Annotated in this window: 16 protein-coding genes and 1 pseudogene; 13 read left to right on the top strand and 4 right to left on the bottom strand. The window is 37.8% G+C overall.

Annotated elements, in window-relative coordinates:
* Nucleotides 1–67 precede the first annotated feature (67 nt).
* Together N1I80_RS11580 and N1I80_RS11575 are read right to left on the bottom strand one after the other, a co-directional pair.
* Nucleotides 68–1,180, bottom strand: a complete 1,113-nt coding sequence (locus N1I80_RS11580) for a TFIIB-type zinc ribbon-containing protein (RefSeq protein ID WP_340738021.1) — start codon at nt 1,178–1,180, stop codon at nt 68–70.
* A gap of 24 nt (nt 1,181–1,204) precedes the next feature.
* The gene (locus N1I80_RS11575) at nt 1,205–2,338 is read right to left on the bottom strand and encodes an SPFH domain-containing protein (RefSeq protein WP_340738020.1); all 1,134 of its coding nucleotides are present in this window, start codon (nt 2,336–2,338) and stop codon (nt 1,205–1,207) included.
* A 147-nt stretch (nt 2,339–2,485) separates the two neighbouring features.
* On the opposite strand from N1I80_RS11575, the gene N1I80_RS11570 reads away from it, so the two are divergent.
* From N1I80_RS11570 to N1I80_RS11545, 6 genes are all read left to right on the top strand, one after another.
* Entirely contained in the window at nt 2,486–3,430 is a 945-nt protein-coding gene (locus N1I80_RS11570) for an MBL fold metallo-hydrolase (RefSeq protein WP_340738019.1), read from the top strand.
* A complete protein-coding gene (locus tag N1I80_RS11565; protein WP_340738018.1) occupies nt 3,417–4,169 on the top strand; it encodes an SDR family NAD(P)-dependent oxidoreductase in 753 nt (250 codons plus the stop codon). Before N1I80_RS11570 ends, N1I80_RS11565 begins: the two co-directional genes overlap by 14 nt.
* A gap of 341 nt (nt 4,170–4,510) precedes the next feature.
* The gene (locus tag N1I80_RS11560) at nt 4,511–5,182 is read left to right on the top strand and encodes a hypothetical protein (RefSeq protein ID WP_340738017.1); all 672 of its coding nucleotides are present in this window, start codon (nt 4,511–4,513) and stop codon (nt 5,180–5,182) included.
* Nucleotides 5,183–5,414: 232 nt separating this feature from the next.
* Nucleotides 5,415–5,993 (top strand): glycerol-3-phosphate 1-O-acyltransferase PlsY, encoded by a 579-nt coding sequence (gene plsY, locus N1I80_RS11555; protein WP_340738016.1) that lies wholly within the window; start codon nt 5,415–5,417, stop codon nt 5,991–5,993.
* A gap of 127 nt (nt 5,994–6,120) precedes the next feature.
* A complete protein-coding gene (locus N1I80_RS11550) occupies nt 6,121–6,705 on the top strand; it encodes a GNAT family N-acetyltransferase (RefSeq protein ID WP_340738015.1) in 585 nt (194 codons plus the stop codon).
* Nucleotides 6,706–6,784: 79 nt separating this feature from the next.
* Nucleotides 6,785–7,225 (top strand): NUDIX hydrolase, encoded by a 441-nt coding sequence (locus tag N1I80_RS11545; RefSeq protein ID WP_340738014.1) that lies wholly within the window; start codon nt 6,785–6,787, stop codon nt 7,223–7,225.
* Between the two features lie 406 nt (nt 7,226–7,631).
* On the opposite strand, the gene N1I80_RS11540 is transcribed toward N1I80_RS11545, so the two are convergent.
* Together N1I80_RS11540 and N1I80_RS11535 are read right to left on the bottom strand one after the other, a co-directional pair.
* The gene (locus tag N1I80_RS11540; protein WP_445683650.1) at nt 7,632–8,906 is read right to left on the bottom strand and encodes a transposase; all 1,275 of its coding nucleotides are present in this window, start codon (nt 8,904–8,906) and stop codon (nt 7,632–7,634) included.
* Nucleotides 8,907–8,943: 37 nt separating this feature from the next.
* On the bottom strand, nt 8,944–9,387 hold the full coding sequence (locus tag N1I80_RS11535; protein ID WP_340738012.1) for a transposase family protein: 444 nt from the start codon (nt 9,385–9,387) through the stop codon (nt 8,944–8,946).
* A 198-nt stretch (nt 9,388–9,585) separates the two neighbouring features.
* On the opposite strand from N1I80_RS11535, the gene N1I80_RS11530 reads away from it, so the two are divergent.
* From N1I80_RS11530 to N1I80_RS11500, 7 genes and pseudogenes are all read left to right on the top strand, one after another.
* The gene (locus N1I80_RS11530; protein ID WP_340738011.1) at nt 9,586–10,386 is read left to right on the top strand and encodes a hypothetical protein; all 801 of its coding nucleotides are present in this window, start codon (nt 9,586–9,588) and stop codon (nt 10,384–10,386) included.
* Nucleotides 10,387–10,526: 140 nt separating this feature from the next.
* Nucleotides 10,527–11,042, top strand: a complete 516-nt coding sequence (locus N1I80_RS11525) for a GNAT family N-acetyltransferase (RefSeq protein ID WP_340738010.1) — start codon at nt 10,527–10,529, stop codon at nt 11,040–11,042.
* Nucleotides 11,043–11,223: 181 nt separating this feature from the next.
* A complete protein-coding gene (locus tag N1I80_RS11520; protein ID WP_340738009.1) occupies nt 11,224–11,499 on the top strand; it encodes a hypothetical protein in 276 nt (91 codons plus the stop codon).
* A gap of 36 nt (nt 11,500–11,535) precedes the next feature.
* Nucleotides 11,536–11,825 (top strand): annotated as a pseudogene (locus N1I80_RS11515) (class I SAM-dependent methyltransferase); the annotation flags it as partial.
* A 163-nt stretch (nt 11,826–11,988) separates the two neighbouring features.
* Nucleotides 11,989–13,029: a serine hydrolase domain-containing protein gene (locus N1I80_RS11510; protein ID WP_340738008.1), complete on the top strand. Its 1,041-nt coding sequence runs from the start codon at nt 11,989–11,991 to the stop codon at nt 13,027–13,029.
* Between the two features lie 93 nt (nt 13,030–13,122).
* Nucleotides 13,123–13,605, top strand: coding sequence for a ribonuclease E activity regulator RraA (rraA, locus tag N1I80_RS11505; RefSeq protein ID WP_340738007.1), 483 nt, complete (start codon nt 13,123–13,125; stop codon nt 13,603–13,605).
* Nucleotides 13,606–13,771: 166 nt separating this feature from the next.
* Nucleotides 13,772–15,025 carry a Y-family DNA polymerase gene (locus N1I80_RS11500; protein ID WP_340738006.1) on the top strand — a complete coding sequence of 418 codons (1,254 nt, stop codon included), beginning with the start codon at nt 13,772–13,774 and terminating at the stop codon, nt 15,023–15,025.
* The last annotated feature ends 103 nt before the right edge of the window (nt 15,026–15,128 follow it).

Genomic DNA, 15,128 nt, shown 5'->3' with positions numbered 1-15,128 from the left:
CGCTTATCGATTTGTGAATTAGAATGATTATTGCACGTTGTCTGAACAAAGTCAACATTCCGTTCGATTATTGGTTAGTCTGAATGAAAAACCAAATGACACTGATAATGGCGATGACGACCAATACAGTAAATGTAACTTTGACTGCGCTCACCGGTGATTTACCACTTACCTTGCCAGTCTGTCCATTGACGAGAAAACGATAAATTTTATCGTTAAAGCTAAAGGATGAAATCCAAATAGGCAACAAAATATGCTTATACGTAATCCCTGTATAATCGGTGGAAACACTTACTATTTGGACTTCATCGCCATGGACTTGCCCGTGAATTCCGCTCCTAATGCCTTGGTCAATCATCCCTTTTGCATCTGTCCAGCCTTCTTTTAACGGAATAGAATATCTTTCTGCTAAAAAGCCCGATAGATAGGGAGTTTTATAATCAACCAGTTCATGTAGACGAAAAGGCTCAATATTGTCAATCAGCCCACTAGCCACATTACGAGAAGCTTTGACTAATACATCATCAAAAAACTCACTATACCGGCCGTGTTCGGTGCGCCATCTAATTTTACGTACCTGTTCTGTTACTTGTTTCGGTTTGCCATCTTCCATGACAGTGCGCGTTACAGTCACATAATAATACGTTCCAATTCTGACTACATAGTTAGAATCTGTTTGCGAATCAAATGTCCAGTAGGGAATATAGGCACCTGATAATTTATCTAGTGTATACGACTTTTTTAGCTTGTTTGGGGCAAAATATCTTTTTCGTATCCACACTTTAAATTTATCAATCGCTTCTTCCTTTGGAATTTGAAAAGGCAGTACCAATGCGGGCTTGATGCCGGCATGATGCTCGCTAATCGCGATATGTGACGACCCGCAAAATGAACAGAAATCCGCTACCTTATCTTTGTCCAATAGTGTTTCTGCACCACAGTTGTCGCATCTAAACACTCGTTTTTCATCGTCCCAGCTATGATTTTCTTGCTCTAATGCTTGTAAAAAATCATGCTCAATCGTATTGTGCTGCGTCATTTCAATTTCCCGTTCGCTTCCACAAAACGGGCATTTTAGCGTCCCGCTCTTGGGATCAAATACAGCATTGCCACCACAAGAAGGGCATTTAGTCACTTCTGTCTGTTCGACTGTATATTTTTCATTCTCTACGTCTGTCATGCCAACACCCCATTTACCTCCATATTACAAATTGTCTCCGCAGTCTCCACAGAATTTTGCTGTTGGTGCATTTTTCTTGCCGCATTTCGCACAGGTTTTTTCTGTCACTTGCTGCACGCCACACTCTCCGCAAAACTTGGCGTCCGCATTGAGGGGAGCCTGACAGCTAATACAAGGCACTTTTTCTACTTGAACCGTTTTGCCACATTCTCCACAAAATTTAGCAGTTGCTACAATTTGTGCTTGGCAATGGGGGCAGCTTATTTTCGCTGGCTGTGCTGCCGCTGGTTGTTGAGGGGCTGCTGAAAAAGCATTGGCCATGACGCCGCCTAGAGCAGCGCCAGCACCAAGTCCTGCACCTGCGCCCGCTAATCCGCCGCCTTCATTGCGCGCCGCTTCACGAATCGCTTCGGCGGCTTGGTATTGCTGATACTGATTCATATCGCCGAGCACGCCCATCGTTGTGCGCTTATCCATCGCTTTCTCGACTTCTTCAGGCAGCGATAAGTTTTCAATATAGAGGGAAGTGATGTCAAAGCCGAATGCGCTGAAGCGTTGTTTCATCTTCGCTTGCCCTTGTGCACTCAATTCATCATAATGCATCGCTAAATCCAAAGCTGGGATTTTTGACTCTGCAAAAAGATCCGTCAATCCAGACAAAATCATCTTTTTCAGTTGGTCTTCGATAGCACTTGTTTCATAAGAAGCACTCGTTCCAAATAGTTCCTTCAGGAATACAGTTGGCTCAGACACCCGGTAGGAATAAATCCCGTAGCCACGTAAACGAATCATACCAAATTCAGCATCCCGCATCATAATTGGATTAGAAGTGCCCCATTTTTGATTGATAAATTGCTTCGTATTGACAAAATAGACCTCTGCTTTAAAAGGAGATTCAAAGCCGTGTTTCCACGATTTCAACTTCGTTAGAATCGGCATATTTTGCGTGTATAATTGATGGCGTCCAGGCCCGAAAACATCGGCAATCTCGCCTTCATTGACAAAAATAGCGACTTGCGACTCTCGTACAGTTAACTCTGCTCCCATTTTAATTTCATTGTTTTGGACAGGGAAACGGTACACCATCGTATTGGTACTGCTATCCGTCCATTCTATCACTTCGATAAATTGACTTTTGAAAAATCCGAATAAGCCCATTATGAGACACTCTCCTAACTAAGATAATGATTCTGTGAAATTAATTTTATTATAGCATATTTTGAGAATTCAAAAGGTGACGCCACCCTCTAAAAAAGGTACAATGGACTGAATACTCATTCATTTATACAAAGGGGACTTTTATTGATGATACATAAAATTATCATACCAACACCATTCGCAGTGGGCGATGTCAATGCATTTCTGATGAAAGGAGATACGCTGTCACTGGTCGACGCAGGACCGAAAACACCCGAAGCATACGCAGCGCTGGAGCATGGCATTAGAGAAGCGGGTTATTCGTTCAACGATATTGAACAAGTTATTTTGACACATCACCATCCTGATCATGCCGGTTGGATGGATGCATTTGAACGGGCTACTGTGCTGGGGCATACGTATAATGACCTTTGGTTGAAGCGGGACGATGATTTCTTCAAGTATCATGATGCGTTTTATTTGGAGCGTCTGATGGAGGAAGGAGTTCCAGAAGAATATCTCATTTGGGTCAAGCGCATGAAGCGTTCTGCTGCGTTAATGGGCGAGCGACCGCTCAATCGGACACTTGCTGAGGGAGATGCACTGCCAGGACACGCAGGCTGGACGGTTATGGAAACACCCGGCCATGCGCAAAGTCATCTCGTTTTTTGGAATGAACAAACCGGTGAAATGATTGGCGGGGATCTTGTGCTTGAAAAAGTATCTTCTAACCCGCTCATTGAGCCGCCACTTGATCCGAAGATGGGGCGTCCACGTTCGTTATTACAATATAACGCATCATTGAAACGGCTTCTGACATTGCCTGTCGATATTATATACAGTGGGCATGGCAATGAAGTGCGCAATATTCATGCGTTGATTGAAAACCGCCTAGTGAAGCAGCGCGAACGGGCGATGAAGGTGCTTGCCATGATGGATGGTGGACCGCGTACGATTTTTGAACTCACAAAAGAACTATTCCCAGCCGTTTATGAAAAAGAACTAGGCCTTACATTATCCGAAACAATTGGCCAAACAGATTATCTTGTCGATGAAGGACTTGTCGTTGAAACACGTGATGAAGGCGGCGTTTATCACTATGAACAAGCGTAAGTCAGTTGTCGTGACAGGCGCGACGAGTGGTGTCGGCTATGCGCTGACGAAAAGATTGTTGCAAGAAGGTCACGATGTGTGGGCAACAGGTAGAGCACCAGACAAGCTGTGGGAATTACAAAATGCAGGTGCACAAACGGTACCTGCGGATTTATCGAACAAAGAGGACGTGGAACGGTTGTTGGCGCAAATTGGTACACCGGATATTGTTATCTTTTCGGCCGGTGTCGGCACATTTAATTATGCGCATGAAACGTCGGATGAATCGATTGAGAGCATGATGGCTGTCAACGTTGTTGCACCTATGCAGCTAACCAAGCGTTTGCTGCCGGGGATGCTGGAACGTCGACAAGGGCACCTTATTTTTCTCGGTTCCCAAGCAGGGAAGGTAGCAACACCGAAAGCTTCAATTTACGCAGCGTCGAAGCACGCGATGATTGGCTATACCAATGCTTTACGCATGGAAGTGGCTCCATTTGGTATCCACGTCACAACAATTAATCCTGGTCCAATTGACACGCCTTTTCTGGATTTGGCAGACGATACCGGTAGCTATCGCACATCGCTTGGTCGGCATTTATTGGCAGTGGAAGATGTTGTCGATGCGGTGATGAAAACAGTAGGACATCCGGTGAGGGATGTTGATTTGCCTTGGTATATGGGCGTTACGAGTAAATTACATGCTGTCGCACCGACGCTTGTGGAACGGCTGGGGCGTAAGTATTTTATGAAGAAATGAGTTAGCTTGGGGGCTTGTTTGATGAAAATAAAACAAAAGAATGTATTTTAGTGAATTTGAACAAACATAAAAAGGGGTAGGTGCTTGCTAGTGAATATTGATGAATATATGTTGAAGAACTTCCCCCGGTTTATCTCTTGAGCCTCCACTATTTTATGATAGGTCTCATATAAATCGGTTGTTCAATGTAACGGAATAAATCATTAAAAATACATTTTAAAAGGGGTATATTATGAACGACTATCAAAATGTAAAAAAATTTCAACTAAAGCAGCAGCTTAGTTGAAGAAAGAAATCGAATTTGTAATATAATTTATCCTAAAACTTGGGAGGTGTAATTGATGCAGTGGTCCCAATGGTTACAAGGTGGTCCTTTCCTTGAAGTTAGTTTCTTGTTGGAACTTAAAGAAAAGAAAAAAGAAGCTATACAGGATATTATATTTAACTTGTCCAAGGTCAGAAATAGAATTGAAATCTATGACAAAAACATTGATGAAATTATTGATTTTTTTGATAGAGGCTATCCTTTTGACGAAGAAGACCCACAAACAAATTACATACATTCTTTAAGATTAAGATTATACGTCTATTTATCAAGGAAACGAAAAGCGACATTACAAATAGAAATGGTCTCTTCAAATGCAATAATGGTTAATTTTTGGTTTTTTGGTTCTATCTTTGATGCTTTAGAGTGGGACCAAATCGGAATAAAAAAAGAGGAAATTACAGACTTTACAAATTTTCTTAAAGAGTTATATTCCGTTTATGAGTTTAAAATCGGTGGAATTGCAATCGAAGAAGATGTTCTTGAATTATTTGGGTTCGGTGAAACATACCCTAATGAATGTTATCGTTATGAGAACGTGTCTCCTGACCGTTTTCTTCAAGAATCATCCCATTTCATAAATATAATTTGGAGTGAAAAATACAAGAAATTAAGCTATGTTCCTTACAATCACAAAAGGCTTGATAAGGAAGGAATCCTTATTAAAACTGGTAGTTTTAATGACTAACCTTGTTAAACTCCCATGAAAGAACGATCCTCACTTTCATTTTCTGTAGTGTAGCGCTGAATTTGCGCTTCATGGAGGGCTAACGGGTGCTTTACTTGAAGAACATTGAGCTGATAAAACGGCTCTTTTTCTAATTAAATGAAAGGGGCAGGTTAATGTAAGGAGGATTGCAGGAAACCATGTGCAATAAATAGAAATACTTACTTAACAAACTATGTAAGGAGATAATACTTTGAACATTTTAATTTTGATTCTAAGTTATTTAATAGGCTCAATCTCATTTGCTTTAGTAATCGGTAAAATATTTTATAAGAAAGATATTCGTGATTACGGTAGTGGTAATCTTGGTGCAACTAATGCTTATAGAGTTTTAGGCATAAAAGCAGGAGTAATTGTTGCAATTGCTGATATATTAAAAGGTACATTTGCTTGTTTACTTCCCCTAATACTTGGTTCTACAGTTAACCCTATTGTATGTGGTTTATTAGCCATATTAGGGCACATATTTTCTGTTTTTGCTAGTTTTAAAGGTGGAAAGGCTGTTGCGACCGCAACTGGAGTTTTCTTATTTTTTACTCCTTTAGGTGTTTTTGTTGGTTTTGTTGTGTTTGTGTTAACTTTGCTATTCTCTAAGTATGTATCACTAAGTTCAATGTTGGCTAGTATAGCACTATTCATTTACAGTCTTCTATTTGAAGATAAGGTTATCATCGCACTTTCTCTACTAATAAGCGTATCAATAATCATCCTACATCGACAAAATATAAAGAGAATTGTCAATGGAACAGAGAACAAAATAGTTGGAAATTAGTGTTTACTTGTAAAACTCCCATGAAAGAACTTAATCACCTTTCATTTTCTGTAGTGTAGCGCTGATTTTGCGCTTCATGGATGGCTAACGGACAGGATAATTTAATAGATGTTTAGGAGTTGTCAAAATGATTGAACATAAAAAATTTTCGAATTTAGAAACAGATAGGTTGTTATTGCGAAATGTAAATCATAAGGATGTTGATTTTATTTATAGACTTTTTAGTGATGAAAGAGTATGTGAATTTTTATATGATGAAGAATTATTTATAAGTAGAAATGATGCAATAGAGTTTGTTGAATGGAGTAAAAATCCAGAAGTAAAGGGATGCAATCGTTGGATATTAGTCAAAAAAGGTGCTAACCAAGAACAAATTGGAACTTGTGGATTTGATTATTGGGACAGAACAAACAATATAGCGGAGATAGGCTATGATTTATGGCACGAATATTGGGGAAAGGGATATATGAAAGAGGCATTGATAAGCGCAATTGAAAGTGGTTTTAATAATATGGGACTGAATAGAATTAACGCATTTGTAGCTTTGGAAAATATCAATTCTATAAAATTATTAGAAAAGCTAGGATTTAAGAATGAAGGGATTTACAGAGATAAGCATTTATTTAGGGGTAAGTATTATGACTACTACTCTTTTTCTTTGTTAAAAAAGACTGGAATCAATTCTAAGGTTAATTCAACGAGACCCCTTTAGTATGTGAATGATTGCACTTAAACTAACGGATGCTTTAGTACAATAATTACGGGAAGTTCCAAAAAAATGAGGTGTAAATATGAAACTCGCATTTTATTATTTAAATTCTGTAAATGAAAATAAGTTAGAATTTGCAGTAATAAGTGCCATTTATAAAGGGAAATGGGTTTATGTGAGACATAAAGAAAGAAATACGTGGGAAATTGCGGGTGGTCATAGGGAACAGGGAGAAACAATCGAGGAAACAGCAAAAAGAGAGTTATTTGAAGAAACTGGTTGTACAGATGTTGATTTAATTCCAATTTGCGATTATTCAATGGATGATTCTGTTACTAAAACTTTTGGAAGATTATATTTGGGGAGGATAAAGGAGATTGGTCAGTTACCAGTTTCGGAAATTGATGAACTAAAACTGATTGATAGTCTATCAGATAATCTTACTTATTCAGACATTCAACCAAAGCTATATGAAAAAACACTCGCTTTTATTCAGGATTGTGAAGTTATGCCCTTAAAGTAACGGGTGCTTAGTTAAAAATCATGTGGCTGCTTAGGCAGCTCTTCTTACTTGTTGAACTAACGCAGCAGGTTAGTTCAATAACAAATATTACGACTGAATTGAGCCATGTGTGCATAGTTTTGAGCCAGTGATAACGTAAGGGGAAAATACAAGCAGACATTAACCGAGGTGGTATTTATGGATTTAGTGCAAGTCTCCAGAAGCCAGTTAATTAGTGAAGTATACGAATGTAAAAAAATGCTTTACCGGCTAATAAACTTACCAGAAGATGTTCTATCCAATATTTCAAATTCATTATTACCGTATCTGTCAATGATATGTGATGGGATTGATAATCTTTTTCAAACAGAAGATTCTGTTGTACTTTCTAGTCTATTTGTAAGCGTCAAATAGGTTCTTTCCAATGTTAGTTGAATTTACGGGATTCAAGCAACAATAGTTTATTCCGTAGAAGTTCAAAACTGTTTCTGCCATACATGATGCGTTTGATGGTTTTTAACTTATTTATGCTTCCTTCAGCTAATCCGTTGTTATATGGAAGCGTACATGCATTTTCAACCGCATCTATATCTTTTTTAATACCATTGAGAAAGCTAGTCAATTCATTTAATTCGAGGGCTGCTGCTTCTGAAATCCATGTATGTAACAACTCTTTCTCTCCCGATTGAAGAATCTCTTTGAAACGCCAAACCAAGCGAATTAATGTACCGACTAGTGGATATTTCTCAACAACATTTTCTACTTGTTCGAGGGAAATGGCTTTCACTTTATCTAGTGGCTTGTAGAGTAACTTTATAAGCCATTTTCTTTCCACAATCTCCGTGGAACCAGCGATGACATCGTTTTCCAGGTCACCTTGTAACCTTTTTTCTTTCGCTATGAATTGTCTAATCGCAGCTTCTGAGCCTGTATATCCTTTCTGTAAAATAGAAGCATGAATCTCTTTATAAGTTGTTCCTTTTGAGCGCAAAGCAATCACTTCATTTCTAAAAGGGGACAGTTTTCCGGGACGCTGTACACCATATTGACCATGAATAGGATTGAAATCAGGCGATAAGTAATTTTTTATTGTGCGCTTTGTATAGCCTGTCTCATCAGCTATTTTTCTAATACTATATCCTTTTACCTGTAAAGCTTTCACTTCTTTGACTTTATCCATAATCTTCTGGATTGCTTCAGTATGTTCACGACCGCGTTGGTCCTCTAAATCTTTAGGGATTTCTTCTTCTCGCATTCTAATGTATTTTTGAATCGTTTGAAGGCTACATTTTGTTTGCGTTCGGATATCTTGTATAGTGCGACCTTGAGACGCCAAGGACTTGACCCAGAGGATTTTAGTACGTCGTGAAGGTTTACTAGTTAGCAGTTCGTTCATTGCGTTCTGTTCCTTGGTTAATGGAATGACAATTCGTCCAGCTAAAATTCTATACATACAGAGCGTACTTGCGTCCGTCAAATTTTTCACTAAGTGAAATCGATCACTGATATGATGCGCTTCAGGATGTGCTTCTCGAATCGCGGCGGCATAAGTAAGAGAGCCATCTCTTGAGACGTATTTTATATTGGGAAAAAGAGAAAGCCAGATAACTACATCTTCTTTTTCTCTTGATTCTATGAGATCAATGACTCTACTATCGGCTAAGTTCACCATGATAGTACCGTAACTCTTTCTCTTTTTCATTGCGAAATCATCGATACAAATAGCTTCGATATCCTCTTTATTGATTACGAGCATGCTTTTTTTTTTGATAATTACAGATTGTGCTCTTTTTAACGTCGACTACGTGTTTCGATAGATAAACTGCAGCGGAGACAGAACTTTGTGTGAGTGAAACTTCCAGAATGGTTTCTTTCAATCGCTTGGTTTTCTTCGCTTTATTGTCTATAAAAGAAAAAGTTTCGGCAAATGTCGTCCGATGACATGACGGATTATCACAAAACATTTTTCGATTAGATAGTGTAATCACTACCTTTTTATCTTGAATCGGTAAGTCTTGGAAGTTTCGGTTATAGTGAGAGTGGACTCGAGACGATACACTTTGACAGGAAGGGCACACACATTCTTTTCGAGTAGATGTCACAAAGAAATAAATGAAATCTGAAGATATATCCGTACCTGTACAAATCAAGTTTTCGTCAAGTAATGTGATGAGTTCATCCATAAAGTAACCCCTCCTAGATTCTTTTCACTCTATTATAACAGAATATATCGCTAATTCAACCAACAATGGAAAGAACCTATTTGACGCTTACGTCTATTTGAAGATATAAATGGTAAGAGTTTTACGACGCTTATCAAAAAAGTAAGAGCAAGTTCGAAATTACTTACTGATAAAAAAAGTCTAAGAATTTCAATAAGTATGCTAGATAGGGAAACAAAAAAATTTCATGATGAGTTAATAAAAGATTATACTGAGGAACAATTAGCATTTATAAAAGCATGCGGACAAGACGATTTAGGTGTTTTCTATTATAAAAACAAACCGTATGCTAACAGCAGTCAAATAAATTTATATATTAAACCATTTAACTCCACTGTTGAGGAAGTTAATGAAGAAATATTCAATTTTAGTACCCAGGTTACTACGTACATAAACTCGTTTTGTTCTGGATTAGAAGGACACACTCTACCACTTCTGAAGCAAGAGGATTACATTGCTAATTTAGATGGTGAAGACTTAGTTTCCAAAGATTATATCTATAGCGAAGAAAAACATAGAAATATTTTTAACAATGTTATAGATAAAGGAATTTCATTATATTTACTGAATATGCAATGTCAATTAAATTTCGCCATCAATATTTTAGATTTAATAATAGACGAACATCCCCTGAAATACAGAATTCAATTATTGATTTACTATTACTCAGTGCAAGCAATAAATTTCGCTTATAGCTCTGGCTATTTTGAAGAGTTAGAAGAATTAAAAGATACGATTACCGCAGTAATAGAGACTCATAAGAGAATATTTAATAGCAGTGCTTTTAGAAATAATCTGTTTCATTATAAACTTTATACGGAGTTTGAGCATTCATTGAGTAAAAATTATTTTGAAGTTATGGTAGAAACACTAATATCTATATCTTTAGAAAACTTGCTAACCACCGTCTATAAGGAAATGGATATTGTAGAAAAATTAATTAAAAAAATTATCTACTAATTTAGTATGTAAGTTATTCAATTATTGGGCGCTATTATGTAATAAGTGTCCCATTTCTTAATGAACTAACGCAGCAGTTTAGTTGAATAGTACATTCAGTAGACAAAGATAGAAAAAGGGAAATTACGGGGGGAAAGCAAATGAACATAGCAACGGAAAGATTAATAATACGTAAATTTACATATGATGATTGGCGATGTGTACATGAGTATACATCTGATATTGATGTTATGAAATATGTGCCAGAAGGTGTTTTTTCTGATGAAGACTCAAAGGAATTTGTAATTAAAAACAGTAGTGAAAATGCTAGGAATTTCCCTGTGTTATTAAAGAAAGACCAAACATTGATTGGTCACATTGAGTTCCATAAGTATTTTGGTGAACATACGTATGAGATAGGTTGGGTGTTCAATCCAAAATATTATAATAAAGGGTATGCATCTGAAGCAGCACATTCTATATTGAAATATGGTTTTGAGACAATGAAATTACATAGGATTATAGCGACTTGTCAGCCTGAGAATATTCCCTCATATCGAGTTATGGAGAAAATTGGTATGAGAAGAGAAGGTTTTTTCAAGAAGTGTATACCGCAAGGAAACGAATGGTGGGACGAGTATTACTACGCACTTTTAGATGAGGAGTGGAAATCTTAGCTTATTCAACCAACGGAGTGCTTACTTCAAGAAGGGGCAAAGCTTTTTTCTTATTGAACTAAAGAAGCAGGTTAGTGAATTAGTTATTGAAAGAATAATGCCTTTGTTAAAATCGAAAGTGGGGTGAAGCATCTATGTGGTCATTTATTTTTATGGTTTATTTCTAATAGGATTAATCTTGATGATTGTAGCAATAGTTAAAAATGTTGCGAGAAATTATTGGTTGGTGGGATTAATTATGTATATTGTTAGTTTTTTAGGAAGTTGGTCTATTGGTCTCTACCTGCTTGTTATACCTTTTGTTTTATGGATATTAGCTTTAGCACATTCTTTCCGTTGGGTGAAGAAAAGTTGGCAAAATGCACCTTTTGCAATCATCGGAATAATACTCTGGTATTTAAGCATTACAAATATTGATGATTATTGGTTGTTCCTACCTTTTGCATTGTTACTTTAGTTAATGTTTTTAAAAGTTATTAAGCTAACGGAGGGGTATGGTTTTTTGAAGCCTTCTGGGTATATACGTTGTGCAGTCCTGGACCAAAAGATCATATTTGTGCCAGTCATAAAATAGTCCATAACTATAAAACGATCTCTAAAATGTTTGAAGCTGCGGGGTTTGAAGTAAGACTACTTGAATACTTTGATGGAAATGGTGCATTCCATCTACAGGATTGGCACGGAGAGAAAGGTGTAATATTTCGTTCGAAAAAATATGATTCAAGAAACCAAGGTGACGAAATTGTTTTTGCCTCTTTAATTGTTGATGCGATTAAGCTTTAAAATATTATTCTTGCTGGACAGTTGAACAACGGGAGATTGTCTATTGGTGGTCTTTTTGATGTTACATCAGAATCATTATGCGCATTAATTCCTTATTGAGCTAACGCAGTAGTTTTGTAGAATAAGGATACAGATTTATATGGAAAACAATGGAGGGGATGTAATGATAACCAATATGATAAATCGTATTACCAAAACCCAAGAAAAAGTTGAATTCTCTGGGGGCATTCTTGTTAAGGAAAATAATGATAATTCAGTAGAATTAAGCTACGGTTATGCTAACCGTTCTGAGCAAATTGAAAATAGCATAGATACAAGATTTGGCATTGCATCAGGTTGTAAACTTTTCACATCCATAGCGATCTGTCAGCTTGTGGAAGCTGGAAAACTTTCTTTTGAATCGAAATTAGAAGATTGTCTTGATGTGCATTTCCTGAATTTTGATAAAGATATAACCATTCACCATCTTTTAACGCATACGTCAGGAATCCCTGATTATTTTGATGAAGAAATGATGGACGATTTTGAGGAATTGTGGGTGAAGAATCCGATGTATCTTATAAGGAACTTAGAAGACTTCTTACCTCTATTCCAGAACGAGCCAATGAAATTCAAAGTAGGAGAAAGATTTCATTATAACAATGCAGGGTACATTTTACTTGGTTTGATTGTAGAGAAAGCAAGCCAACTTAAATTTTCTGAATATGTAGAGGAGCATATCTTTAAAAAAGCGGATATGAGTGATGCAGGCTATTTTGAATTTGATTCCCTACCCAGATACACAGCATTCGGTTATATTGACCTTCCAAATGGTAAGTGGAAAACAAATATTTACTCATTGCCTGTAAAGGGTGGTTCAGATGGTGGAGCCTTTGTAACAGTGAATGATATGGGTAATTTATGGGATTCTCTTTTGGATAACCAATTACTTAATGAAGAACACACAAATAAGTTATTAACTCCATATGTTCGAACGAATAACAAAAATGGCTTTTATGGTTATGGTGTATGGATTGAGAAAAAGGAAGATGAGATTTTCAAATTTCATATAATGGGTTATGACCCAGGAGTCAGTTTCCATTCTGCTTTTTACCCCAAAACTTCAATAAAAATAGTAATATGTTCAAATAAATCTAATGGTGCATTCGATATTATGAGAGAAATTGAGGAAGAAATTCAAAATAATTATAAGCTTGTGAAATAGAGGTGGATTATTTTCATTAATCGGCTTAATTATGTTTATTAGTGGGGAAGTACACGATCAAATATTTTAATATCTTTTTAGGAGGAATCCATTATGTTAGACTTTAAAACGACTGATTTATGTGACGAGCATTCAGATGAACTACAAATTAGCGATAGCACATTTCGTTCTTTTGGAAAAAAGACACGTTTTTCTGGAAAAATTGAAACTGTAAGTGTGTTTGAGGATAATGTGCTCCTCGTTGAAGCACTTGAAAGTGTGCAGGAAGGCTCTGTTATTGTCGTCGATGGTGGTGGTTCTAATCGATGTGCACTACTAGGCGATCGTTTAGCAGGTATAGCGCAATCAAGAAAGTTGTCAGGCATTATTATTAACGGGTATGTTCGAGATTCTGTTGATCTTGCTGAAATGAATGTTGGCATTCTTGCTTTGGGAACAAATCCGCTGAAAAGTAACAAAGAGGGTACCGGCGAGCGTAATAGCAAATTTCGCTTCGGTGGAGTCGACTGGAATCCAGGAGAGTATGTTTATGTGGATGAGGACGGGGTAATTATTTCTAAACGACCTCTTTTGTGAAGAAATGGAGTAAACATTGTTAGTAAAAGAAACTAAAATCATACAAAAACATCCTCAATCGGTTGACAGATTGGGGTGTTTTTATGGAAAATCATTCCGATTGAATTTGAACGTACGTTCTGCATATACTGTTAATAGGAATGAATGTTCGAAAGAAGGTACTAGTATGTATGAGCACTTACCAGACCGAAAAATCGTCTGTCTCGACATGCGGAGCTTTTACGCCAGTTGTGCTGCGGTGGTGGAAGGGCTTGATGTCACGAAAACGCCCATTGCAGTCATTGGCAATAAACAACGGAAAGGTGGCATTGTTCTGGCGGCATCTCCTATGTTGAAGGGAAAATTCGGTGTGCAGACTTGCACGCGGTTATACGAAATTCCAGATAATCCTTCGATTCATCTCATTGAGCCGCAGATGGCGTTATACATTGATATATCGATGGAAATCACTCGACTGTTGAACAATTACGTGCCAAAAGAAGCTATCCATGTCTATAGTATCGACGAAAGTTTTATTGACTTAGGTGGGACGGAGCGTTTATGGGGACCTGTGGAAGAGACGGTTAGACGAATCCAAGATGATCTCGAAAATCAATTTCAATTGCGGTCAGCATGTGGCATTGGGCCGAATATGCTGTTAGCTAAACTAGCTCTCGACATTGAAGCGAAAAAGATGGGTGTCGCGCGGTGGACGTATGAGGATGTCCCTACAAAGCTATGGCCAATTGCGCCGCTGAGTAGCATGTGGGGCATTGGCAGCCGACTAGAAAAGACATTAAACGGCATGGGGTTATTCTCCGTAGGTGATCTTGCTCACGCGTCTCTTGACAGACTGGAAAAGAAATTCGGTCTTATGGGGAATCAATTATATCATCATGCACATGGAATTGATCTGTCCGACTTAGGCGCCCAGCTTGTTGAAGGGCAAGATAGCTATGGAAAAGGGCAAGTGTTGTATCGTGATTACAACAAACGAGAAGATGTGCTCACAGTTATGCTTGAAATGTGCGAAGACGTTGCGAGGCGGGCAAGAGAAGCAGGGAAAGCAGGACGCACGGTTCATTTGTCCATCGGTTATTCGAAACGAGCGCTAGGCGGCGGTTTTAGCCGTTCACGCTCGATGCGTGAGGCGACCAATGACACGATGAAAATCTATCGGCTATGTACGGAACTATTTGATAAGTTCCATGATGGCAGTCCAGTTCGACGTCTATCCATTGGTCTGACTAACTTGGAGTCCGAGCAATCTATGCAGCTGAGTCTGTTTGATGACGATGCAGAAAGAACCCGGCAACTCGGTGCAACCATCGATGCACTCAGAAATAAATACGGATCAAATGCCATTCTCCGTGCAGTGTCTTATACAGAAGCTGGAACAGCTATTGAGCGAGAGCAGCTGATTGGTGGGCATAAGAAGTAGTGGTGATGTAATTTTGAAGTATAATCTAATATATAAAGAGATTTTTTGATACGGAAAACAGTGCAAAAGCTAATATGCACTGTTTTTTATTGGAATGAAATTA

Source organism: Sporosarcina sp. FSL K6-3457 (assembly GCF_038007285.1).
Classification (GTDB): Bacteria; Bacillota; Bacilli; order Bacillales_A; family Planococcaceae; genus Sporosarcina.
This window is presented reverse-complemented; position numbering and strand designations above follow the sequence as displayed.

What these genes read in the sequence shown, in the direction of transcription:
- N1I80_RS11580 (WP_340738021.1), bottom strand. Translation starts at nt 1,180, where the DNA reads ATGACAGACGTAGAGAATGAAAAATATACAGTCGAACAGACAGAAGTG.
- N1I80_RS11575 (WP_340738020.1), bottom strand. Translation starts at nt 2,338, where the DNA reads ATGGGCTTATTCGGATTTTTCAAAAGTCAATTTATCGAAGTGATAGAA.
- N1I80_RS11570 (WP_340738019.1), top strand. Translation starts at nt 2,486, where the DNA reads ATGATACATAAAATTATCATACCAACACCATTCGCAGTGGGCGATGTC.
- N1I80_RS11565 (WP_340738018.1), top strand. Translation starts at nt 3,417, where the DNA reads ATGAACAAGCGTAAGTCAGTTGTCGTGACAGGCGCGACGAGTGGTGTC.
- N1I80_RS11560 (WP_340738017.1), top strand. Translation starts at nt 4,511, where the DNA reads ATGCAGTGGTCCCAATGGTTACAAGGTGGTCCTTTCCTTGAAGTTAGT.
- N1I80_RS11550 (WP_340738015.1), top strand. Translation starts at nt 6,121, where the DNA reads ATGATTGAACATAAAAAATTTTCGAATTTAGAAACAGATAGGTTGTTA.
- N1I80_RS11545 (WP_340738014.1), top strand. Translation starts at nt 6,785, where the DNA reads ATGAAACTCGCATTTTATTATTTAAATTCTGTAAATGAAAATAAGTTA.
- N1I80_RS11540 (WP_445683650.1), bottom strand. Translation starts at nt 8,906, where the DNA reads ATGAAAAAGAGAAAGAGTTACGGTACTATCATGGTGAACTTAGCCGAT.
- N1I80_RS11535 (WP_340738012.1), bottom strand. Translation starts at nt 9,387, where the DNA reads ATGGATGAACTCATCACATTACTTGACGAAAACTTGATTTGTACAGGT.
- N1I80_RS11530 (WP_340738011.1), top strand. Translation starts at nt 9,586, where the DNA reads ATGCTAGATAGGGAAACAAAAAAATTTCATGATGAGTTAATAAAAGAT.
- N1I80_RS11525 (WP_340738010.1), top strand. Translation starts at nt 10,527, where the DNA reads ATGAACATAGCAACGGAAAGATTAATAATACGTAAATTTACATATGAT.
- N1I80_RS11520 (WP_340738009.1), top strand. Translation starts at nt 11,224, where the DNA reads ATGATTGTAGCAATAGTTAAAAATGTTGCGAGAAATTATTGGTTGGTG.
- N1I80_RS11510 (WP_340738008.1), top strand. Translation starts at nt 11,989, where the DNA reads ATGATAACCAATATGATAAATCGTATTACCAAAACCCAAGAAAAAGTT.
- rraA (WP_340738007.1), top strand. Translation starts at nt 13,123, where the DNA reads ATGTTAGACTTTAAAACGACTGATTTATGTGACGAGCATTCAGATGAA.
- N1I80_RS11500 (WP_340738006.1), top strand. Translation starts at nt 13,772, where the DNA reads ATGTATGAGCACTTACCAGACCGAAAAATCGTCTGTCTCGACATGCGG.